The 21,866-nt window shown below is 70.5% G+C and carries 18 protein-coding genes and 1 tRNA gene; 11 read left to right on the top strand and 8 right to left on the bottom strand.

The annotated features are described in order from the left end of the window. Positions 1-101: 101 nt before the first annotated feature. The 6 genes from rsmG to rpmH all read right to left on the bottom strand — a co-directional run bounded on the left by rsmG (position 102) and on the right by rpmH (position 3,646). Positions 102-818, bottom strand: coding sequence for a 16S rRNA (guanine(527)-N(7))-methyltransferase RsmG (gene rsmG / locus KMS84_RS10035; RefSeq protein ID WP_256915756.1), 717 nt, complete (start codon positions 816-818; stop codon positions 102-104). A gap of 121 nt (positions 819-939) precedes the next feature. After that, positions 940-1,452: a Jag family protein gene (locus KMS84_RS10040; protein WP_256915757.1), complete on the bottom strand. Its 513-nt coding sequence runs from the start codon at positions 1,450-1,452 to the stop codon at positions 940-942. A 29-nt stretch (positions 1,453-1,481) separates the two neighbouring features. After that, positions 1,482-2,762, bottom strand: a complete 1,281-nt coding sequence (gene yidC, locus KMS84_RS10045) for a membrane protein insertase YidC (RefSeq protein WP_256915758.1) — start codon at positions 2,760-2,762, stop codon at positions 1,482-1,484. Between the two features lie 3 nt (positions 2,763-2,765). Then, positions 2,766-3,119 (bottom strand): membrane protein insertion efficiency factor YidD, encoded by a 354-nt coding sequence (gene yidD, locus KMS84_RS10050; RefSeq protein ID WP_256915759.1) that lies wholly within the window; start codon positions 3,117-3,119, stop codon positions 2,766-2,768. Further along, positions 3,116-3,487 (bottom strand): ribonuclease P protein component, encoded by a 372-nt coding sequence (rnpA, locus tag KMS84_RS10055; protein ID WP_256915760.1) that lies wholly within the window; start codon positions 3,485-3,487, stop codon positions 3,116-3,118. Before rnpA ends, yidD begins: the two co-directional genes overlap by 4 nt. Before the next feature lie 21 nt (positions 3,488-3,508). Further along, positions 3,509-3,646, bottom strand: a complete 138-nt coding sequence (gene rpmH / locus KMS84_RS10060; protein ID WP_018846094.1) for a 50S ribosomal protein L34 — start codon at positions 3,644-3,646, stop codon at positions 3,509-3,511. 377 nt (positions 3,647-4,023) lie between these two features. Between rpmH and dnaA the strand changes: the two genes are divergently transcribed. The 9 genes from dnaA (at position 4,024) to KMS84_RS10105 (ending at position 17,167) form a co-directional block, all read left to right on the top strand. Further along, positions 4,024-5,985, top strand: coding sequence for a chromosomal replication initiator protein DnaA (gene dnaA / locus KMS84_RS10065; RefSeq protein WP_308287958.1), 1,962 nt, complete (start codon positions 4,024-4,026; stop codon positions 5,983-5,985). A 1,155-nt stretch (positions 5,986-7,140) separates the two neighbouring features. Next, positions 7,141-8,271 carry a DNA polymerase III subunit beta gene (gene dnaN / locus KMS84_RS10070; protein WP_256915761.1) on the top strand — a complete coding sequence of 377 codons (1,131 nt, stop codon included), beginning with the start codon at positions 7,141-7,143 and terminating at the stop codon, positions 8,269-8,271. Between the two features lie 201 nt (positions 8,272-8,472). Then, entirely contained in the window at positions 8,473-9,348 is an 876-nt protein-coding gene (gene gnd / locus KMS84_RS10075) for a phosphogluconate dehydrogenase (NAD(+)-dependent, decarboxylating) (protein ID WP_256915762.1), read from the top strand. A gap of 52 nt (positions 9,349-9,400) precedes the next feature. After that, positions 9,401-10,522, top strand: coding sequence for a DNA replication/repair protein RecF (gene recF / locus KMS84_RS10080; RefSeq protein WP_256915763.1), 1,122 nt, complete (start codon positions 9,401-9,403; stop codon positions 10,520-10,522). Beyond that, the gene (locus tag KMS84_RS10085; RefSeq protein ID WP_256915764.1) at positions 10,519-11,055 is read left to right on the top strand and encodes a DciA family protein; all 537 of its coding nucleotides are present in this window, start codon (positions 10,519-10,521) and stop codon (positions 11,053-11,055) included. Before recF ends, KMS84_RS10085 begins: the two co-directional genes overlap by 4 nt. A 374-nt stretch (positions 11,056-11,429) precedes the next feature. Beyond that, a complete protein-coding gene (gene gyrB / locus KMS84_RS10090) occupies positions 11,430-13,517 on the top strand; it encodes a DNA topoisomerase (ATP-hydrolyzing) subunit B (RefSeq protein ID WP_308287959.1) in 2,088 nt (695 codons plus the stop codon). 42 nt (positions 13,518-13,559) lie between these two features. Next, positions 13,560-16,154 carry a DNA gyrase subunit A gene (gene gyrA, locus KMS84_RS10095; protein WP_256915765.1) on the top strand — a complete coding sequence of 865 codons (2,595 nt, stop codon included), beginning with the start codon at positions 13,560-13,562 and terminating at the stop codon, positions 16,152-16,154. Positions 16,155-16,172: 18 nt separating this feature from the next. Beyond that, a complete protein-coding gene (locus tag KMS84_RS10100) occupies positions 16,173-16,967 on the top strand; it encodes a DUF3566 domain-containing protein (protein ID WP_256915766.1) in 795 nt (264 codons plus the stop codon). A 123-nt stretch (positions 16,968-17,090) separates the two neighbouring features. Continuing rightward, positions 17,091-17,167 (top strand) — tRNA-Ile (locus KMS84_RS10105). A gap of 384 nt (positions 17,168-17,551) precedes the next feature. On the opposite strand, the gene KMS84_RS10110 is transcribed toward KMS84_RS10105, so the two are convergent. Further along, the gene (locus KMS84_RS10110; RefSeq protein WP_256915767.1) at positions 17,552-17,926 is read right to left on the bottom strand and encodes a DUF6344 domain-containing protein; all 375 of its coding nucleotides are present in this window, start codon (positions 17,924-17,926) and stop codon (positions 17,552-17,554) included. Positions 17,927-18,274: 348 nt separating this feature from the next. On the opposite strand from KMS84_RS10110, the gene KMS84_RS10115 reads away from it, so the two are divergent. Together KMS84_RS10115 and KMS84_RS10120 are read left to right on the top strand one after the other, a co-directional pair. Continuing rightward, entirely contained in the window at positions 18,275-18,403 is a 129-nt protein-coding gene (locus tag KMS84_RS10115) for a DLW-39 family protein (protein WP_003999697.1), read from the top strand. 181 nt (positions 18,404-18,584) lie between these two features. Further along, complete coding sequence (locus tag KMS84_RS10120; RefSeq protein ID WP_256915768.1) at positions 18,585-20,135, top strand: hypothetical protein; 1,551 nt, start codon at positions 18,585-18,587, stop codon at positions 20,133-20,135. Here the strand turns inward: KMS84_RS10120 and KMS84_RS10125 are convergent. Continuing rightward, positions 20,099-21,694: a serine/threonine-protein kinase gene (locus tag KMS84_RS10125; RefSeq protein ID WP_256915769.1), complete on the bottom strand. Its 1,596-nt coding sequence runs from the start codon at positions 21,692-21,694 to the stop codon at positions 20,099-20,101. The genes KMS84_RS10120 and KMS84_RS10125 overlap by 37 nt on opposite strands. Between the last annotated feature and the right edge of the window lie 172 nt (positions 21,695-21,866).

The raw sequence follows: 21,866 nt of genomic DNA on the forward strand, positions 1-21,866 counted from the left end.
CACCCGGCCGGCCCGCACCGGGACCCGGTGGCGCGGCAGCGGCCCGATGCCCGGCCCGGCGAGGCCACGCCGGGCCAGGCCCGGCCGGGCGTCCGGCACGGTCAGCGGCGTCGCCGGGTACGTCCGGTCCGCGCGGCCTTGGCGCGCTTGGCCGCGAAACGCACACCGCCCGGGCTCTCCCCGACCTCGACCCGCACCACGGTGGACAGGGGATCGACGACGCCCTCCCCGACATGGAGGATCGAGGTGCCCACCGCGCCGAGCTTGCTCAGCGCCGTCGCGGCGCTCTTCAGCTCCTCCTCGGCGGTGTCGCCCTTGAGGGCGAGCATCTCGCCGTAGGGACGCAGCAGCGGGATGCCCCACGTGGCCAGGCGGTCCAGGGGCGCGACGGCACGGGCGGTCACCACGTGGACCGGCGGGATCTTGCCCATGACCTCCTCCGCGCGACCGCGGGCGACGGTCACGTGGTCCAGGCCGAGCAGTTCCACGACCTCGGTGAGGAAGTTGGTCCTGCGCAGCAGCGGCTCCAGCAGGGTGATCTTCAGGTCCTCCCGCACGAGCGCCAGCGGGATGCCGGGCAGGCCCGCGCCCGAGCCGACGTCGCACACGGTCACCCCCTCGGGCACGACCTCGGAGAGGACCGCGCAGTTCAGGATGTGCCTCTCCCACAGACGCGGCACCTCTCGCGGACCGATGAGCCCACGCTGCACGCCCGCCTCGGCCAGCAGCTCGGCGTACCGGACCGCATCGCCGTAGCGATCGCCGAACACCTCGCGGGCCACTTCGGGCGCGGGGGGGAGCTCCGCTGCCTCCGTCACGGGAACCGTCCTTCCGTACCGCATCGGCGCTGCTCGAGCGCCGACCACCAGAACCACCGGGCTGACAAAGACCGGCCCCGTCTGCGCGACAGACGGGGCCGGGGAACGCGTGGGTACCGAATCAGTTGGGCAGCACGACGACGAAGCGCTGCGGCTCCTCGCCCTCGGACTCGCTGCGCAGGCCGGCCGCCTTGACCGCGTCGTGGACGACCTTGCGCTCGAAGGGCGTCATGGGCTTCAGCCGCACCGGCTCACCGCCGTTCTTCGCGTCGGCCGCGGCCTTCGCGCCCAGCTCGGAGAGCTCGGCGCGCTTGCCCGCGCGGTAGCCCGCGATGTCCAGCATCAGCCGGCTGCGGTCGCCGGTCTCCCGGTGCACGGCCAGGCGCGTGAGCTCCTGCAACGCCTCCAGCACCTCGCCGTCCCGGCCGACCAGCTTCTGCAGGTCACGGGTGCCCGAGTCACTGATGATCGACACGGCGGCGCGGTCGGCCTCGACGTCCATGTCGATGTCGCCGTCGAGGTCGGCGATGTCCAGCAGACCTTCGAGGTAGTCCGCCGCGATCTCGCCTTCCTGCTCGAGGCGGGTGAGGGTGTCTGCACCCTCGGCGGCGGCGGAGGTGGTGCCTTCCGTCACGGGATGGGCTCCTTCTACTTCTTGGACGGCTACTTCTTGGACGGGGACTTGGGGCGCTGCGGGCCGCCCTTGCGCTGCCCGGACTGGGCCTTGCTGCGGCCGGCGGAACCGGGCTTGGCGGCGGACTGTGTCCTGCCGTCGGCGGTCTTGGCGGGCTTGTCGTCCGCCGGTTCCTCGGACTTGACCAGCGAGGTGGGCTCACCGGCCGCCTTCGGCGTCGCCGACTGCCGCTGGGACTTGGACTGCCGCTTGGGCTGCTGGCGCTTCGCGGCGGCCGCGCTCGTCGCCGTACCGTCCTCGGCAAGGGCGACGGCCTGGGCGTCGCCCTTGACCACGGCGCCGTCGGCCTGGGCCACGAAGCCCGACTTGGTCAGAGCGTTGATGAACTTGCGCTCGGCCTCGTTGCGGTCCCGGCCCTTGGCGACGATGGCCTTGACGATGGCCTTCTCGCTGCGCCGGCGCGTCTTGCCGTGGTGCGTGACGTGCTTGTGCAGACGCTCCAGGTAGGCGGCCTGGGCCTTGGAACCCGGGGTCGGGTTGTTGCGGATCACGTACATCTGCTGGCCCATGGTCCACACGTTGGTGGTCAGCCAGTAGACGAGGACACCCACGGGGAAGTTGATGCCGAAGACGGCGAACATGACGGGGAAGACGTACATCAGCATCTTCTGCTGCTGCATGAACGGCGTCTTCACGGAGGTGTCGACGTTCTTCGTCATCAGCTGGCGCTGCGTGAAGAACTGCGAGGCCGACATCAGGACGATCATGATCGCGGTGACCACGCGGACGTCGGTCAGCGAGGCGCCGAGCGCCTCCACCTTCGCCGAGCCGTCGGTGAACTTCGCCGCCAGCGGAGCGCCGAAGATGTGCGCCTTGCGCGCGCTCTCCAGCAGCTGCTCGTTGATGACGCCGATCTTGTCGCCCGTCGCGATGCCGTTGAGCACGTGGTACAGGGCGAAGAAGAACGGGGACTGCGCCAGGATGGGAAGGCACGAGGAGAGCGGGTTGGTGCCCGTCTCCTTGTACAGCTTCATCATCTCTTCGGACTGGCGCTGCTTGTCGTTCTTGTAGCGCTCCTGGATCTTCTTCATCTCGGGCTGCAGCGTCTGCATGGCCCGGGTCGACTTGATCTGCTTCACGAAGAGCGGGATCAGGCAGATACGGATCAGGATCACCAGGGACACGATCGACAGGCCCCAGGCCCACCCGGTGTCGGGGCCGAAGATCGACCCGTACACCTTGTGGAACTGGACGATGACCCAGGAGACAGGTGTCGTGATGAAGCTGAAGAGGCTGGCAATCGTGTCCACTAATCATGCTCCTTGGGCATGGGACGGTGTCTCTGCGGCCGGGCTCGAAGAGAAGTCCTCGTCGGTGGCCGTTTCGGCGGCGGAGGTCCCGCCCTTGCGTGCACGCCAGGCGTCACGCAGCATTTCGTGCCACCGCGGGCGCTTGCGCGGCGGGACATGGTCCACGCCCCCCAGCGACCACGGATTGCACCGCAGGATGCGCCAGGCGGTGAGTGCCGTTCCCTTGACCGCACCGTGCCGGTCGATGGCCGTGAAGCCGTAGTGGGAGCACGACGGGTAGTACTTGCACACCGGCCCGAGCAGCGGACTGATCGTCCACTGGTAGAGCTTGATGAGAGCCAGCAGCGGGTACTTCATCGCGCGCCCCCTCCCAGTAGCCGTTGAAGAGCGGCGTCCAGGTCTTGGGCCAGCTGTGCGTGGTCGGCGTCGCCCGCCCCGGGCAGCGCCCGTACGACTACCAGGCTACCGGGGGGGACCAGGGTGACTCGATCGCGCATCAGGTGACGCAGTCTGCGCTTCACCTTGTTGCGCACGACGGCGCCGCCCACAGCCTTGCTGACGACGAAACCCGCACGCGTCGGGGGAGCGCTCTCCCCAGGCGCGTGCGGGTCCGTGGCACCGCTTCGAAGGTGGACGACGAGAGTCGGGCGTCCTGCCCGACGACCCCGTCGAACCGCGGTCGCGAAGTCCTCGCGCCGCCTCAGCCGATGCTCGGTAGGCAGCACGACGTCATGACCTGATCAGGCTCAGGCGGACAGGTTCGCGCGACCCTTGCTGCGGCGGTTCGCGAGAATCGCGCGGCCGGCACGGGTGCGCATCCGCAGGCGGAAGCCGTGGGTCTTGGCGCGACGACGGTTGTTCGGCTGGAAGGTGCGCTTGCTCACTCGGGGGCTCCAGAAATCAATCGGTGGTGGCGGGGTGCCGTCCTGGCTGTCACCGTGCGCCCACGAGGTAGCTCGCGGTCAACGCCCGAGTGCACCGCTTCCCGATCACCTGACGCGATCTGTGCCCATCGGAGGCAGGCGGCAGCAGCCATCGACAACTCGACCTGGTTACGGTACGCGCGGCTGCGCCATCCGGTCAAACCGGCGGTCACGGGGAGACACTGTCCACAGGCTGGGGACAACAACTTGAACCGTACCCGCCGCCCTGACTACCGTGGCCGGACTCCGATTCGTTCCTTTGTCCCTGCCCCCGCCCGATATGAATCCCCACCGTCCCACCACCACACGAACGTGGGACCCACGAGAGAGCGTGCCCTGTGGCTGACGTGCCTGCCGATCTTGCCGCAGTGTGGCCACGAGTACTGGAACAGCTCCTCGGTGAGGGCCGTGGCCAGGGCGTCGAGGTGAAGGACGAACACTGGATCCGGCGCTGCCAACCGCTCGCGCTGGTGGCCGACACGGCCCTGCTGGCCGTCCCCAACGAATTCGCGAAGAACGTCCTCGAAGGGCGCCTCGCCCCTGTCGTCAGCGAGACGCTGAGCCGCGAGTGCGGTCGTCCGATCCGCATCGCGATCACCGTCGACGACTCCGCCGGCGACCCCGCGAGCCCGCCGCCGCCGTCGTCGAACCCCTCCCACCAGCAGCAGCGCTACGAGGAGCCCGAGCTCCCCGCCGGCCCCTACGAGGGACAGGACGGCCGCTACGAGGGCCAGTACGAGGGCTACGGCCGGCACCGCGCCGACCAGCTGCCTCCGACGCCCGGCGACCAGCTCCCCGGCACGCGCGGGGACCAACTGCCCACCGCGCGCCCCGCGTACCCCTCGGAGTACCAGCGTCCGGGGCCCGGCGCCTGGCCGCGGCCGCCCCAACAGGACGAGTACAGCTGGCAGCAGCAGCGGCTCGGCTTCCCCGAACGCGACCCCTACGCGTCGCCGTCGTCGCAGGACTCCTACGGCGGGCCCGCCGCCCAGGACCCGTACGCCTCGCCGTCGCAGGACTACCGGCCGCAGTCCGCGGAGCGGCCGCCGTACGACCCGTCGCCCTACGAGCAGAAGCGCCCGGAGTACGACAAGCCCCGCTCCGACTACGACCAGCGCGACACCGGCCGCCGGGAGCTGCCCGACGCGTCGCAGCCCGGGCCCGGCCACCAGCACCGCGGCGGTCCCGGCGGACCGGGCCAGGGCGGCATGGGCGGGCCCGGACCGTCGGCCGGATCGTCGTCGCCGACGCCCGGTCCGGGCGAGCCGACCGCGCGCCTGAACCCGAAGTACCTGTTCGACACGTTCGTCATCGGCGCCTCCAACCGCTTCGCGCACGCGGCCGCCGTGGCCGTCGCCGAGGCACCCGCCAAGGCCTACAACCCCCTCTTCATCTACGGGGAGTCGGGTCTCGGCAAGACGCACCTGCTGCACGCCATCGGGCACTACGCGCGAAGCCTCTACCCCGGCACGCGCGTGCGGTACGTGAGTTCGGAGGAGTTCACCAACGAGTTCATCAACTCCATCCGGGACGGCAAGGGCGACAGCTTCCGCAAGCGGTACCGCGAGATGGACATCCTGCTCGTCGACGACATCCAGTTCCTCGCGGACAAGGAGTCGACGCAGGAGGAGTTCTTCCACACCTTCAACACCCTCCACAACGCGAACAAGCAGATCGTGCTCTCCAGCGACCGGCCGCCCCGGCAGCTGGTCACCCTCGAGGACCGGCTGCGCAACCGCTTCGAGTGGGGTCTGACCACCGACGTCCAGCCGCCGGAGCTGGAGACCCGCATCGCGATCCTGCGCAAGAAGGCGGTGCAGGAGCAGCTCAACGCCCCGCCGGAGGTGCTGGAGTTCATCGCCTCGCGGATCTCGCGCAACATCCGTGAGCTGGAGGGCGCGCTGATCCGGGTCACGGCGTTCGCCTCGCTCAACCGGCAGCCCGTCGACCTCGGCCTGACGGAGATCGTCCTGAAGGACCTGATCCCCGGCGGTGACGACTCCACCCCGGAGATCACCTCGACGGCCATCATGAGCGCGACCGCCGACTACTTCGGCCTCACGATCGAGGACCTGTGCGGCAGCTCCCGAGGCCGCCAGCTCGTCACGGCCCGGCAGATCGCCATGTACCTGTGCCGCGAGCTGACGGACCTGTCGCTGCCGAAGATCGGCGCGCTGTTCGGCGGCCGCGACCACACGACGGTCATGCACGCGGACCGCAAGATCCGCAATCTGATGGCCGAGCGGCGCTCCATCTACAACCAGGTCACCGAGCTGACCAACCGCATCAAGAACGGCTGACCGCCCGCCGCTGAAACACCGCAGCACCGCGGTCTTCAGGTCGGCACGGCGCATCCCGGACGTCGGCGAAGGGCGTCCCCGGAACTCCCCGGGGACGCCCTTCGCCGTCTCCCGCACCGCGATGGTGCGGGAGCCGTCCCGAAGCCGGCCCGAAGTCGCCCGCGCGCCGCCCCGGCATGCCGTGGTGAGGAGCCTGCCAAGGGCCTGAGCGCCCTCGGACCGAGAACCTCCGACGCCGTGAGGACCTGGCTCCGGTCCCGCCCTGGGCCCCTCCACGCCCCTGCCGGCCCGTCCGAGGCCCGTCCCGGCCCGTTTCGGGCCCGCCCGGAGGCCGTGTAGCGGTCGTACAGCGGTCGCTCACCGCTCACCCGGTGTTCGATTAACAGCCGGGGTTACGGCCTCCCTCCACAGATTCGGTGACTTTCTCCCGTCCACACCCTGGGGACTGCGAAGTTGTCCAGACTGTGTCCACAGGCGTCGCCGGTGCGGGACGATCTAGCCAGGTCACCTGGCTGTGGATTCGTGGACAAAGGTTCTCCACAGCCTGTGGACGAAGAAATGATCCACAGGCTGTGCACGAAGTTGTCCACCGGCAACCCACAGGCTGGAGCCGGTTGTCCCCAGCGATCCCCGGCTTCTCCACATGTCTGTCCACTGTTCGGCAACGTGACGCGCCTCCTCACCGCGTCGAGTGAAAGGCGTCACACGAAGTTGCCGAGGGTGCCTGTGGGAAAGACGACGAAACCTGGGGACGGCGCTGGGGACAAGTCGGCCCTCCCTGTGCACGGAGTGTGCAGAACTTCCTGTTCTCCACAGAAGGCCCCGGTTATCCACCGGCTCCGCCCACAGGGTCGGTGGATAAAATATCGGCTCTGAGCTGCGAAAACGGGGTTATCCACGGTATCCACAGGCCCTACTACTACTGACAACTAGAGAGAGCGAGGAATCCGTTTCGAAGTGGGACCTGTGCACAACTCGCTGTTCGGCGTCCGGCTGCCCCTCGTCACGACTTGACCCCGAGGGGCACCGACTGTCAGTGCGGTGCGTCAGACTGGTCCCCGATGGTCCTTCCCCTCACCGGGGCCGACCACACCGAGACAGACGACGAAGGCCAGGCAGGGCGAGAAGCGCCGGCAACAGCAGGAGGCGGCAAGAGTGAAGATCCGGGTGGAACGCGACGTACTCGCGGAGGCCGTGGCCTGGGCGGCACGCAGCCTCCCGGCCCGTCCGCCGGCGCCGGTCCTCGCCGGCCTGCTGCTGAAGGCCGAGGACGGCCAGCTGAGCCTGTCGAGCTTCGACTACGAGGTCTCCGCGCGGGTCTCCGTCGAGACCGAGGTCGAGGAGGAGGGCACCGTCCTGGTCTCGGGCCGCCTGCTCGCGGACATCTGCCGTGCCCTGCCCAACCGCCCGGTGGAGATCTCCACGGACGGTGTGCGGGCCACGGTGGTCTGCGGCTCCTCGCGCTTCACCCTGCACACCCTGCCTGTGGAGGAGTACCCGTCGCTGCCGCAGATGCCCAACGCGACGGGCACCGTCCCGGGTGACGTCTTCGCCTCCGCGGCCGCCCAGGTCGCCATCGCCGCCGGCCGCGACGACACGCTGCCCGTGCTCACCGGTGTGCGCATCGAGATCGAGGGCGACACCGTCACGCTGGCCTCCACCGACCGCTACCGCTTCGCGGTCCGCGAGTTCCTGTGGAAGCCGGAGAACCCGGACGCCTCCGCGGTCGCCCTGGTGCCCGCCAAGACGCTCCTGGACACCGCCAAGGCGCTCACGAGCGGCGACAGCGTGACCCTGGCGCTGTCCGGCGGCGGCTCGGGCGAGGGCCTGATCGGCTTCGAGGGCGCGGGCCGGCGGACGACGACCCGGCTGCTGGAGGGCGACCTCCCGAAGTACCGCACCCTGTTCCCGACCGAGTTCAACTCCGTCGCGGTGATCGAGACCGCCCCCTTCGTGGAGGCCGTCAAGCGCGTGGCCCTGGTCGCCGAGCGCAACACCCCGGTGCGGCTCAGCTTCGAGCAGGGCGTGCTCATCCTGGAGGCCGGCTCCAGCGACGACGCACAGGCTGTGGAGAGGGTCGACGCGCAGCTGGAGGGCGACGACATCTCGATCGCCTTCAACCCGACCTTCCTGCTGGACGGCCTGAGCGCCATCGACTCCCCCGTGGCCCAGCTGTCCTTCACGACGTCCACCAAGCCCGCGCTGCTCAGCGGCAAGCCGGCCCTGGACGCGGAGGCGGACGACGCCTACAAGTACCTGATCATGCCGGTGCGGCTGAGCGGCTGAGCGGTACCGGCGTCGGTACCGGAGGTCGTCCACAGGTTGTGGCCAACGGTCCCCGGTCTGTGGACGAAGCCGCAGGTGAGCGGCGCGCGGGGCGGTACGTATGAGCGCGTATGCCCACAGGTGTGCGTGACGGTCCGGGTTTAGGCTCGGAGGGGGCACGAGGTGCCCTCACACGCCACACAGCGACCTAAGGAACAACTGATGGAGCTCGGTCTCGTCGGCCTCGGCAAGATGGGCGGCAACATGCGCGAGCGGATCCGCCGCGCCGGCCACACCGTCGTCGGATACGACCGCAACCCGGACCTCGCCGACGTCCACAGCCTGGAAGAGCTTGTGGGCAAGCTCAAGGGCCCGCGGGTGGTCTGGGTGATGGTTCCGGCCGGCGCCGCCACCCAGTCGACCGTCGACGAGCTCGGCGAGCTGCTGGAGCCGGGCGACGTGGTCGTCGACGGCGGCAACTCCCGCTGGACGGACGACGAGAAGCACGCCGAGGAGCTCGCCGCCAAGGGCATCGGCTTCGTCGACTGCGGCGTCTCGGGAGGCGTCTGGGGCCTGGAGAACGGCTACGCGCTGATGTACGGCGGCGATGCGGAGAACGTCGCCAAGGTGCAGCCGGTCTTCGACGCGCTCAAGCCCGAGGGCGACTTCGGCGCGGTGCACGCCGGCAGGGTCGGCGCCGGCCACTTCGCCAAGATGGTCCACAACGGCATCGAGTACGCCATGATGCAGGCCTACGCCGAGGGCTGGGAGCTGCTGGAGAAGGTCGACTCGGTCACGGACGTGCGCGAGGTCTTCCGCTCCTGGCAGGAGGGCACGGTCATCCGTTCCTGGCTGCTGGACCTGGCCGTCAACGCCCTCGACGAGGACGAGCACCTGGACAGGCTGCGCGGCTTCGCCCAGGACTCCGGCGAGGGCCGCTGGACGGTCGAGGCCGCCATCGACAACGCCGTGCCGCTGCCCGCGATCACGGCCTCGCTGTTCGCGCGGTTCGCCTCCCGGCAGGACGACTCGCCGCAGATGAAGATGATCGCGGCGCTGCGCAACCAGTTCGGCGGCCACGCGGTCGAGAAGAAGTAGTCCACAGGGTCGCCCCGCGATCCACAACCCCGGGGGAGGTCGGGACACGACCATGCACGTCACGCATCTGTCGCTGGCCGACTTCCGCTCGTACGCCCGGGTCGAGGTCCCGCTCGACCCGGGCGTCACCGCTTTCGTGGGCCCCAACGGGCAGGGCAAGACCAATCTCGTCGAGGCCGTGGGCTACCTCGCCACCCTGGGCAGTCACCGGGTCGCCTCGGACGCGCCCCTGGTGCGGATGGGCGCCGACCGCGCGATCGTGCGGGCGCAGGTCAGACAGGGCGAGCGGCAGCAGCTGGTGGAGCTGGAGCTGAACCCGGGCCGGGCCAACCGCGCCCGCATCAACCGGTCCTCGCAGGTCAAGCCGCGTGACGTGCTGGGCATCGTACGGACGGTGCTGTTCGCGCCCGAGGACCTCGCGCTGGTCAAGGGCGATCCCGGGGAGCGGCGCCGCTTCCTCGACGAGCTGATCACCGCCCGCTCGCCGCGGATGGCGGGGGTGCGCTCGGACTACGAACGGGTGCTCAAGCAGCGCAACACGCTGCTGAAGTCCGCGGCGCTGGCCCGCCGGCACGGCGGCCGTTCCATGGACCTGTCCACGCTGGACGTGTGGGACCAGCATCTCGCGCGCGTGGGCGCGGAGTTGCTGGCGCAGCGGCTCGATCTGGTGGCGGCGGTCCAGCCGCTCGCCGACAAGGCGTACGAGCAGCTCGCGCCCGGCGGCGGTCCGGTGGGCCTGGAGTACAAGCCGTCCGCGCCGGGCGAGGCGCACACGCGGGAGGACCTCTACGCGCAGCTGACGGCGGCGCTCGCGGAGGCGCGCAAGCAGGAGATCGAGCGGGGCGTCACGCTGGTGGGGCCGCACCGGGACGATCTGACGCTGAAGCTGGGCCAGTTGCCCGCCAAGGGGTACGCCTCGCACGGGGAGTCCTGGTCGTACGCGCTGGCGCTGCGGCTGGCCTCCTACGACCTGCTGCGGGCGGAGGGCAACGAGCCGGTGCTGGTGCTGGACGACGTCTTCGCCGAGCTGGACGCCCGTCGGCGGGAGCGGCTGGCGGAGCTGGTGGCGCCGGGCGAGCAGGTGCTGGTGACGGCCGCGGTCGACGACGACGTGCCGGGTGTGCTGGCGGGGGCGCGGTACGCCGTGGCCGAGGGGTCGGTGGAGCGGGTGTGAGCGGCGACGAGAGCGCCCCGAAGCGGGGCCCGGAGCCGTCCGACGTCGATCTCGCGCGCGTGGCGCTGAGAGCGGCGCGGGAGCAGGCACGCGCGCGGGGCGACGCGGCGCAGCAGAGGAAGCAGGCCCGGCGCGGGGGAGGGCTGCGCTCCGGCGCGGGCGCGGACGGCCGCGATCCCCTGGCGCTGGGGGCCGCGATCAACCGGCTGCTCACGGAGCGGGGCTGGGAGGCGCCGGCCGCGGTGGGCGGGGTCATGGGCCGGTGGCCGCAGATCGTCGGCGAGGACGTGGCCAAGCACTGTGTGCCGGAGCGGTACGACGAGGAGGAGCGGGCGCTGATCGTGCGCTGCGACTCGACGGCGTGGGCGACGAACCTGCGGCTGCTCGCCCCGACGCTCGTGGCGCGCCTGAACGAGGATCTGGGCCAGGGCACCGTCCGGTTGATCAAGGTCCTGGGGCCCGGTGGTCCCCCGCGTCGCTACGGCCCCCTGAGGGCCCCCGGGAGCACCGGACCCGGTGATACCTACGGGTGACGTGCATCACGTCCTGGGGTGGCCGGGCGGTCCTGTCGGGACCGCCCGGCCTTCTTTTCGCGTGCCCGCGTGCGAGTGCGAATCGGGACCTGACTCCCAAGTAGCCAAGGGTTGACACCTGGAAGCGCTGAGTGCCTCCGTGAGCCTCTTGGAGCCCCCTTCCGCATATCGGGACCCGGAAGAGACCGGTTGAGGGCGGCACATGCGGACTCAGGTACCGGCAAACCCCCATCAGTGTCAGTGCTACCGGTAGACTGGAAGCCAATCCCGCCCCGAACGTGGGGACCGCCCGGGAAAAGCTGAGCAACGCTGATCAAGGCTTACCAACGCAACATGCCGCAGCCGCTCCGGCAACCCGCCGACGAGCCTGGCTGGTGCTGTGCCAGAAAGGGCGCTTCGTGGCCGATTCCGGCAACCCCAACGAGAACATCCCGTCCACCGACGCCGGCGCGAACAGCGAGGCACCCGCCTCGTCTGGCCACGAGGTCACCGCCTCGTACGACGCCAGCGCCATTACCGTCCTCGAGGGCCTGGACGCCGTCCGCAAGCGACCCGGTATGTACATCGGTTCGACCGGTGAGCGCGGTCTGCACCACCTCGTGTACGAGGTCGTCGACAACTCGGTCGACGAGGCGCTGGCCGGGCACGCGGACACCATCGACGTGACGATCCTGGCCGACGGCGGAGTCCGGGTCACCGACAACGGCCGCGGCATCCCGGTGGGCATCGTCGCCTCCGAGGGCAAGCCGGCCCTCGAGGTCGTGCTGACCGTGCTGCACGCGGGCGGCAAGTTCGGCGGCGGCGGCTACGCGGTCTCCGGCGGTCTGCACGGCGTGGGCGTCTCGGTGGTGAACGCCCTGTCGAGCAAGGTCGCGGTCGAGGTGAAGACCGACGGCCACCGTCACACGCAGGACTACAAGATGGGCGTGCCGACGGCCCCGCTGGTCAAGCACGAGGCCACGGACGAGACCGGCACGTCGGTCACCTTCTGGGCCGACGCCGACATCTTCGAGACGACCGAGTACTCCTTCGAGACGCTGTCGCGGCGCTTCCAGGAGATGGCGTTCCTCAACAAGGGCCTGACGATCAAGCTCACCGACGAGCGCGAGTCGGCGAAGGCCACCGCCGGGGCGGACGAGGCGGGTGCGGACGAGAAGGACGAGGTCAAGACCGTCACGTACCACTACGAGGGCGGCATCGTCGACTTCGTGAAGTACCTCAACTCCCGCAAGGGCGAAGCGGTGCACCCGACGGTCATCGACCTGGAGGCGGAGGACAAGGACAAGAGCCTGTCCCTCGAGGTCGCCATGCAGTGGAACAGCGGTTACAGCGAGGGCGTGTACTCCTTCGCGAACATCATCCACACGCATGAGGGCGGCACGCACGAGGAGGGCTTCCGTGCGGCGCTGACCAATCTGGTCAACAAGTACGCGCGCGACAAGAAGCTGCTGCGCGAGAAGGACGACAACCTCACGGGCGACGACATCCGCGAGGGTCTGACGGCGATCATCTCGGTCAAGCTGAGCGAGCCGCAGTTCGAGGGCCAGACCAAGACCAAGCTGGGCAACACGGAGGCCAAGACCTTCGTCCAGAAGGCGGTCTACGAGCACCTCAACGACTGGCTGGACCGCAACCCGGTCGAGGCGGCGGACATCGTCCGCAAGGGCATCCAGGCGGCCACCGCGCGCGTGGCGGCCCGCAAGGCCCGCGACCTGACGCGCCGCAAGGGGCTGCTGGAGTCGGCGTCGCTGCCGGGCAAGCTGTCCGACTGCCAGTCGAACGACCCCACCAAGTGCGAGATCTTCATCGTCGAGGGAGACTCCGCCGGCGGTTCGGCCAAGTCCGGCCGCAACCCGCAGTACCAGGCGATCCTCCCGATCCGCGGCAAGATCCTCAACGTCGAGAAGGCGCGGATCGACAAGATCCTCCAGAACCAGGAGATCCAGGCGCTGATCTCCGCCTTCGGCACGGGCGTGCACGAGGACTTCGACATCGAGAAGCTGCGCTATCACAAGATCATCCTGATGGCGGACGCCGACGTCGACGGTCAGCACATCTCCACCCTGCTGCTGACCTTCCTGTTCCGCTTCATGCGGCCGCTGGTCGAGGCCGGGCACGTGTACCTGTCCCGTCCGCCCCTCTACAAGATCAAGTGGGGCCGGGACGACATCGAGTACGCGTACTCCGACCGCGAGCGCGACGCGCTGATCGAGATGGGCCGCCAGCGCGGCAAGCGGGTGCGCGAGGACTCGATCCAGCGCTTCAAGGGCCTCGGCGAGATGAACGCCGAGGAGCTGCGCGTGACGACGATGGACCAGGAGCACCGCGTCCTCGGCCAGGTCACCCTCGACGACGCGGCCCAGGCCGACGACCTGTTCTCGGTGCTCATGGGCGAGGACGTCGAGGCGCGCCGCGCCTTCATCCAGCGCAACGCCAAGGACGTCCGTTTCCTCGACATCTGAGTCGGTCTCAGCTGACCGCACCAGGAAGGATCCCCACCAGCAATGACCGACGAGAACACTCCCGTCACCCCTGAAGAGGGCGGCGACATCGCCATGCGCATCGAGCCCGTCGGGCTCGAGACGGAGATGCAGCGCTCGTATCTCGACTACGCGATGTCCGTCATCGTCTCGCGCGCCCTGCCGGACGTCCGCGACGGCCTCAAGCCCGTGCACCGTCGTGTGCTGTACGCGATGTACGACGGCGGCTACCGGCCCGAGCGCGGCTTCTACAAGTGCGCCCGCGTCGTCGGCGACGTCATGGGCAACTACCACCCGCACGGCGACAGTTCGATCTACGACGCCCTGGTGCGGCTCGCCCAGCCGTGGTCGATGCGCATGCCGCTCGTGGACTCCAACGGCAACTTCGGCTCGCCGGGCAACGACCCGGCGGCGGCCATGCGCTACACCGAGTGCAAGATGGCGCCGCTGTCGATGGAGATGGTCCGTGACATCGACGAGGAGACAGTCGACTTCACGGACAACTACGACGGCCGCTCCCAGGAGCCGACCGTCCTGCCGGCCCGTTTCCCGAACCTGCTGATCAACGGCTCGGCCGGCATCGCGGTCGGCATGGCGACCAACATCCCCTCGCACAACCTGCGCGAGGTCGCCTCCGGCGCCCAGTGGTACCTGGAGAACCCGGAGGCCTCGCACGAGGAGCTCCTGGACGCGCTGATGGAGCGCATCAAGGGCCCCGACTTCCCGACCGGCGCGCTCGTCGTGGGCCGCAAGGGCATCGAGGAGGCGTACCGCACCGGCCGCGGCTCGATCACCATGCGGGCGGTGGTCGAGGTCGAGGAGATCCAGAACCGCCAGTGCCTGGTGGTCACCGAGCTGCCTTACCAGGTCAACCCGGACAACCTCGCGCAGAAGATCGCCGACCTGGTGAAGGACGGCAAGATCGGCGGCATCGCGGACGTCCGCGACGAGACGTCGTCGCGCACGGGCCAGCGTCTGGTCATCGTCCTCAAGCGGGACGCGGTCGCCAAGGTCGTCCTGAACAACCTGTACAAGCACACGGACCTGCAGACGAACTTCGGCGCGAACATGCTGGCGCTCGTCGACGGCGTTCCGCGCACGCTCTCCCTGGACGCGTTCATCCGCCACTGGGTGACGCACCAGATCGAGGTCATCGTCCGCCGTACGCGCTTCCGGCTGCGCAAGGCCGAGGAGCGGGCGCACATCCTGCGCGGCCTGCTCAAGGCCCTGGACGCCATCGACGAGGTCATCGCGCTGATCCGGCGCAGCGACACCGTCGACATCGCGCGCACGGGCCTGATGGAGCTCCTGGAGATCGACGAGATCCAGGCCAACGCCATCCTCGAGATGCAGCTGCGCCGACTGGCCGCCCTGGAGCGCCAGAAGATCATCCAGGAGCACGACGAACTCCAGGCGAAGATCACCGAGTACAACGCGATCCTCGCGTCCCCGGTGCGGCAGCGCGGGATCGTGAGCGCCGAGCTGGCCGCGATCGTCGAGAAGTACGGCGACGACCGCAAGACGATGCTGGTGCCCTACGACGGCGACATGTCCATCGAGGACCTCATCGCCGAGGAGGACATCGTCGTCACCGTCACGCGCGGGGGCTACGTCAAGCGCACCAAGACGGACGACTACCGCGCCCAGAAGCGCGGCGGCAAGGGCGTGCGCGGCGCGAAGCTGAAGGAAGACGACATCGTCGACCACTTCTTCGTCTCCACCACGCACCACTGGCTGCTGTTCTTCACCAACAAGGGCCGTGTCTACCGGGCCAAGGCCTACGAGCTGCCCGACGCCGGTCGGGACGCGCGCGGCCAGCACGTCGCCAACCTGCTGGCCTTCCAGCCGGACGAGGCGATCGCCGAGATCCTCGCGATCCGCACCTACGAGGTGGCGCCCTACCTGGTGCTGGCCACCAAGGGCGGACTGGTCAAGAAGACGCCTCTGAAGGATTACGATTCGCCGCGTTCCGGTGGTGTCATCGCGATCAACCTCCGTGAGACGGAGGACGGTTCCGACGACGAACTGATCGGAGCCGAACTCGTCTCGGCGGACGACGATCTGCTTCTGATCAGCAAGAAGGCACAGTCGATCAGGTTCACCGCCACGGACGAAAGTCTGCGGCCCATGGGCCGCGCGACCTCGGGTGTCAAGGGCATGAGCTTCCGCGAGGGAGACCAGCTGCTCTCGATGAATGTTGTTCGACCCGGTACGTTCGTGTTCACTGCCACAGACGGCGGGTACGCCAAGCGGACCGCCGTCGACGAGTACCGCGTCCAGGGTCGCGGCGGCCTCGGCATCAAGGCCGCCAAGATCGTCGAGGACCGTGGCTCCCTCGTAGGCGCGCTGGTGGTCGAGGAGACCGACGAAATCCTCGCCATCACGCTGGGCGGCGGTGTGATTCGTACGCGAGTCAACGAGATCAGGGAGACGGGCCGTGACACCATGGGCGTCCAACTGATCAACCTGGGCAAGCGCGATGCCGTCGTCGGCATCGCACGTAACGCCGAGGCGGGGCGCGAGGCGGAGGAGGTCGACGGCGACATCGCCGTCGACGAGACCGCCGACGGCGCCACGACCGCCGGCACGGACGAGGGTGAGGCGCCCTCGGCCGAGTAGCACGAGGAGTGAGTCATCGTGAGCGGAGCCACGGGCGCCGGTACGTCTGCCGGTACGGACAAGAACGGCGGCGGCCGTGGCTCCGCCGCGCCCGAGGGGGACGCGCGTACGACCGACGCGCGGGGCGCGGGGAGCGCCGAGGGCCGTGCGGCGGACACCCACACGACCCAGCTGAAGGCCATCAAGGCGCCCGTGGCCGACCCGCCCTCCTCCCCCTCGCCCTCGACCGACACGCAAGGCTCGAAGGGATCCCAGGGGGGAACCGTGACGGACACCCGAGGCCCGCAGGCCAAGAAGCCCGACGCCTCGCCGCTCCCCGGTGAGCGGCAGCCGCAGCAGCCCGCCGGGCCCTACCACCCGCCGCAGGCCTACCCGCCCCAGGCGGCCCCGGCGTCGACGGGAGCGGTACGGCGACCGCGCACCGGCGCCCGCACGGCGCCCCGTGTGCGCAAGGCGCGGCTGCGCGTGGCGAAGGCCGACCCGTGGTCGGTGATGAAGGTCAGCTTCCTGCTCTCCATCGCCCTCGGCATCTGCACGATCGTGGCGGCCGCCGTGCTGTGGATGGTTATGGACGCGATGGGCGTCTTCTCGACGGTCGGCGGCACGATCTCGGAGGCGACGGGCTCCAACGAGTCGAACGGCTTCGACCTCCAGTCGTTCCTCTCCCTCCCCCACGTGCTGATGTTCACGGCGATCATCGCGGTCATCGACGTCGTCCTCGCGACGGCGCTGGCGACCCTCGGCGCGTTCATCTACAACCTCTCCGCGGGCTTCGTCGGCGGCGTCGAACTGACGCTGGCCGAGGACGAGTGACCCGACCGCCACGAGGGCCGCGAGGCCCCGCGGAGTGCCCCGCGACTATCGATTTTGGGACTGCCCAGGTCGTGCGCTAATCTTCAGGAGTCAGCGCGCGGGACACACACCGCACAGCGCGGCGGGGCTATAGCTCAGTTGGTTAGAGCGCATCCCTGATAAGGATGAGGCCACAGGTTCAAATCCTGTTAGCCCCACCAGCACGAAGACCCCCGACCCTTCATGGTCGGGGGTCTTCGGCGTTCACGGCCGCCGTCGGTGAGCCGGGGGTAGAGGGGGAGCGGGGCCCGGGCTGTTCCCCGGTCCGGTCGTCGCCCCTTGCGAGAAGGTCGTCCCCTGTCCGGACGGCGGGGGGTCGGCCGCACTCCTGCCGGACCGCGGTGGGCGCGACCGAGGGAGAGCCGGGTGGGGGTGGGCGCGACCGAGGGGGAGTCCTGGCCGGTCCGCCGGGTGATGTCCGGCCCGGCACGGGGTGCGGACATGGCGAAGGCCCGGGGGCTCCTGGGGAGCTGCCGGGCCTGTCCGTGCGGGCTGTACGCAAGTTCGCCGTTACGTCTGGTTCGGGTCGAGAGGGCGACAGCGGCTCAGCGCTGGAGGAGGACGGCCGGTTCGGCCGCGTCGGCCGGCTCGGCCGGCTCGCAGGAGGACGCGCCCTGCTCCGCCTGCTCCGAGTCGGGCAGGCCGCGGTGGCGGCAGCTGGGGGACTTGCCGTGTGCCTCGGCGCGGATGCGCTGCTTCATCGTGGGGGGAAGCGAGCGGGCCTGGGACCAGGGCCTGGGTGACACCGCCGCCGTCAGTTCCGGCGTGTGCGCGGTCGTCGCGCTCTCACCCGCCCGCACCGGCTCGGTCTGCGCCGGCGCCGCCGCGGCGGTCGTCGTGATGAGTCCGAGCGACGTGCACAGCGCCAGGACGGCGGTGACGATGGCGGTCCACAGCTTCATGACCCGGTTCTCGGTCATGGCCCCTCACTTTCGGGTTGGGCGATTTGCGTACTTTCCTCATGATGTGTATGGACGCCGCGAAGTGGTGGACCGACGCTCGCGGCGTGGCGTTGTTCCGATGAACACCACTCGGATGGCGGCAAAGGGCGGCAAAAGCGGAGGAAGGGGCGAGTAAGTAGCGATGTCGGGCGAAAATCACCCTCTGTGGAGGTGTGATCACCCTCCGATCGGAGCGGCGTCCTGCGCTCCTAATGCGCTGCCGAAGGCGGGAGTTGGGGGCGGGACGCAGGTCACCGATCGGTATCGGCCGGTGTGTATAGTCGGGCGCCAGAGGTCCCCAACGTCAAGGAAAGACGAGGTCGCGCGGTGAAGAAGCTTCTCCTGGTCGCACTGGCCGCTATCGGCGGGCTCCTCGTGTACCGCCAGATCCAGGCGGATCGCGCCGAGCAGGACCTGTGGACGGAGGCGACCGACTCCGTGCCCACGGGTTCTTGAGCACCGATACCGAAGACTGAGCAGACCCCGGCCGCCGTAGCGGTCGGGGTCTTGTGTTGCACGAGGCCCCGAGCGGAGTTAGAAGCGGGCTTTTCGGACGCTCGTGCGCGATGCGCGGGTGCCGTGGGTGCGGGCGGGGCAGGATGGCCCACGTTCGGTGGAAGGCGAGGGGGCGGGGTCGATGGGCCGGCGTACGGGGCGACGGGGCGAGCGGCGGGGGCTCGCCGGACGGCGGGCCGTCGTACGGTTCACGGCCGTGGGCGCGCTGCTGTGCGCGTCGGCGGCGGCGCTGCCCGCGCCGGACGCCCTGGCCGCGCCCGACGTCCCGGCGTACGCCTTCTCCGACGACGTCCGCGCCGTGCAGGCGGCCACCGGCACCACCGGGGCCGCGGCGCTGACACCCGGCGCGACCTACCGCAGCTCCCTCGCGCTCCCCTCCGCGGCCGGGAACGAGAGCGAGAGCCCCGACGAGAGCCGGGGACAGGGACAAGAGCAGGAGCAGCAGGGGCGGGCGGGGGGAGCGGTCGCGAAGGCCTACTTCCGGCTCGAACTCGACGACGTCGCGAACGTCTACGTCGGTGTGACGGCCGTCCCGCGCGCGGGATCGGAGCTCGCCGCCGGCGACGGGATCAGCGTCTCCGTGCAGGACGCCGACAGCACCCCGTGCTCCCGTGACTCGGCGGTCGTCGGAGCGTCCAGGAGTCCGCAGCCGATCACGGCGTGGGGCGCGCGCGAGCTTCAGCCGGGCAGAGGGGCGTGCCAGAAGGCGGGGACGTACTACGTCATCGTCGAACGCACCCGGACGCGAGCCGGGGCGAGCGGCGGAACCGGTGCGGACGCCGGGCCGAGCGGCGGGCCCGGCGCGGGCGACGGCGCCGGTGTCCGCGCGGCGCAGGAGCCGTGGGAGCTGGAGATCGCGCCCGTCTCCGAGCCGGCCCTCGCGAGGACGGCCGCCACGAACGTGCCCAGGGCGTGGGACTCCGCCACCCCCACGCCCCCCACCGGCGCACCCGTGACCGTCCGGGGCGGGGCGGGCTTCGCCCGGGCGGCCGCCGTCGAACAGGGCGTCTGGCGCGACGAGATCGTTCCCGGGCAGACCCTCTTCTACAAGGTCCCCGTCGACTGGGGCCGCCAGGTGTCCGCCTCCGTCGACCTCGGCAGCGCGGACCGGAACTCCGGGTACGTGGTCGACGCCCTGGACATGACGCTCTACAACCCCGTGCGAGCCGAGGTCAAGGACGTGGACTTCGGCTACGGCGGCCGCCAGAAGTCGGCGGCGCTCGCGCCCGTGCCGCCGGTCCGGTACGTCAACCGGTACGCGTCCGCGAGCGCGACGAAGGCCCTGCGGTTCGCCGGCTCCTACTACCTGGTCGTGCACCTCGCCGCCCAGGTGGGCGAGCGTTTCGGGGCGGGCCCCTACGGGCTGACGCTGCGCGTGCGGGTCGACGGGAGCGCGCAGGCCGCCCCGGGCTACGCGGGACGATCGGCGCCGCGTGGCTTCTTCGACGTGGGGGCCCGCGATCCCGAACTCCCGGCGGCGTCCGGCGTGACGAGGGCCGACGCGTCGGAAGACGGTGGCGCCCCGAAGGGCGACCCCGCCATGAAGGCCGTCGCCGTGGGCGGCATCGGCGCCGGAAGCGTGCTGCTGGCGGTGCTCGGCGTCTGGACGCTGACCGCCCGGCGCAGGGCCGCGGCTCAGATGCGCGTCAACGCCCAGAACCCCACGGCGTAACAGGCCAGCGCGAGCAGCAGCATCGGCACCGCGACCCGGACCGGCGGGCCGGGACGCCCCCGGCGCACGGCTCGATGCGCCCGTCGACGTCCGCCCCGCTGGGGGACCGACGGGGCCGACGGGATCGACGGCGCCGGTGACGTCGAGGGCACCGATGAGACCTGCGCGGTGTAGGAGGCGGTGGAGGAGTCCGGGTGGCGTCCGTCGCGGGAGGACGGTGCGAACGTCGGCTGCGGCGCGTAGGAGGGCCCGGCGGCGCCGGGCGGCGCCTGAAGCGGCGGAGCCGGGGCCTGCGGGGGCACGGGCGGCGGCGCGTAGGCGGGCGGTCCGGAAGCCGGGGGCCGCGTGGGCGTGGACGTCGGCGTCGGCGTCGGCGTCGGCGTGGGGGAGGAGGTGCGCGTCGGCTGCGGCGGCGGCAGGTGGAAGCTGCCGGTGTCCGACATCGAGGGGTGCGTCGCCCGCCGCGGGTCGATCGGCGCCGAGTCGGTGCCGGGCCACGCCGAGCCGGACCCCGTGCCGTCCTCGCTGCCGCCCCTGCCCCTGCCCCCGGGGGCCGACTCGGGGGCGGTCGTTCCCGGCCGCGAGGGCAGAGATCCGGCGTCCGCAGGGGCCGTACCGGCGCTGCCGGGGGCCGCGGGTCCGGTACGGGCGGTCACGGAAGCGGTGCCCCGTGCGGACGCCGAGGGGCCGTCGGGGCCGAACCCCGGTGGAAGAGGCCCCAGTTGATCGAAGATCTCGATCAACTCGTCGTCCGGGCCCGGCTCGGGCAGCAGCTCGACGGCGGCGGCGAGCGCCTTGCGCGCCCCCGTGGCCGAGCGGAAACGTGCCTGCGGATCCGGTTGCAGCAGGGTGGCCACGACCTGCCAGAGCGGCTCGGGAACGGTCTTGGGTGCGCTCGGCGTCCCGTGTTCCGCGAAGTACTGGACGAGCGCCTTGGCGTCGGGCTTGGCGCCCTCCAGCAGATACAGCGCCACCAGGCCGACGGCGAACAGGTCGGCGGGGAAGTCGGGATCCGCGCCGAGCATCTGCTCGGGGGCGAGGTAACCGGGCGTCCCCACCACGAGGTTGGTGTCCGTCAGACGGGGCTCGCCCAGCCGCATCGCGATGCCGAAGTCGGAGAGCCGCAGGCGCGGCCTGCTCGTGCCGGTGGCCTCCAGCAGGATGTTGGCCGGCTTGATGTCGCGGTGCACGACGCCCTCGGCGTGGACGGCCGTGAGCCCGGCGAGCAGCTGGTCGAGCAGCGTGCACACGAACACGGGGGGCAGCGGGCCGTAGTCGTTGACCAGGTGGACCAGCGAGCCACCCGCCACCAGGTCCATCGTGAACAGGACCTTGTCGTCGTCGGCGGCCCAGCTGGCCGGCGCGAGCACATGGGGATGGTCGATCCGCAGGGCCTGCTCACGCACGAAGCGCAGCAGCGCGTGCGCGTCGCTCTGCTGGAGCACCTTGGCGGCCACGTAGCGGCGTCGGCGGTGGTCCCAGGCGCGCCAGACCGCGCCGACCCCTCCCCGGCCGATCGGATCGGCCAGTTCGTACCGTGCGGCGAAGACCTCACCCATGGCAGTGCGTCGCTCCTCCCCTCGGTCCCCGGGCCCCGGCCCCTTCGAGGACGCCCTCCCCTGCCCCTTCCCCCGCGAGGAGCGGTGCGACCCCCGTGCCCTGCGTGGGGAGCCGCGTGCGACCCACTCCCCGAGTCCTTTGTGTCTTGCGTGCCCCCGTACCCCCACCCCG

Source organism: Streptomyces hilarionis, assembly GCF_024539675.1.
In the GTDB taxonomy this organism is placed as follows: Bacteria; Actinomycetota; Actinomycetes; order Streptomycetales; family Streptomycetaceae; genus Streptomyces; species Streptomyces hilarionis.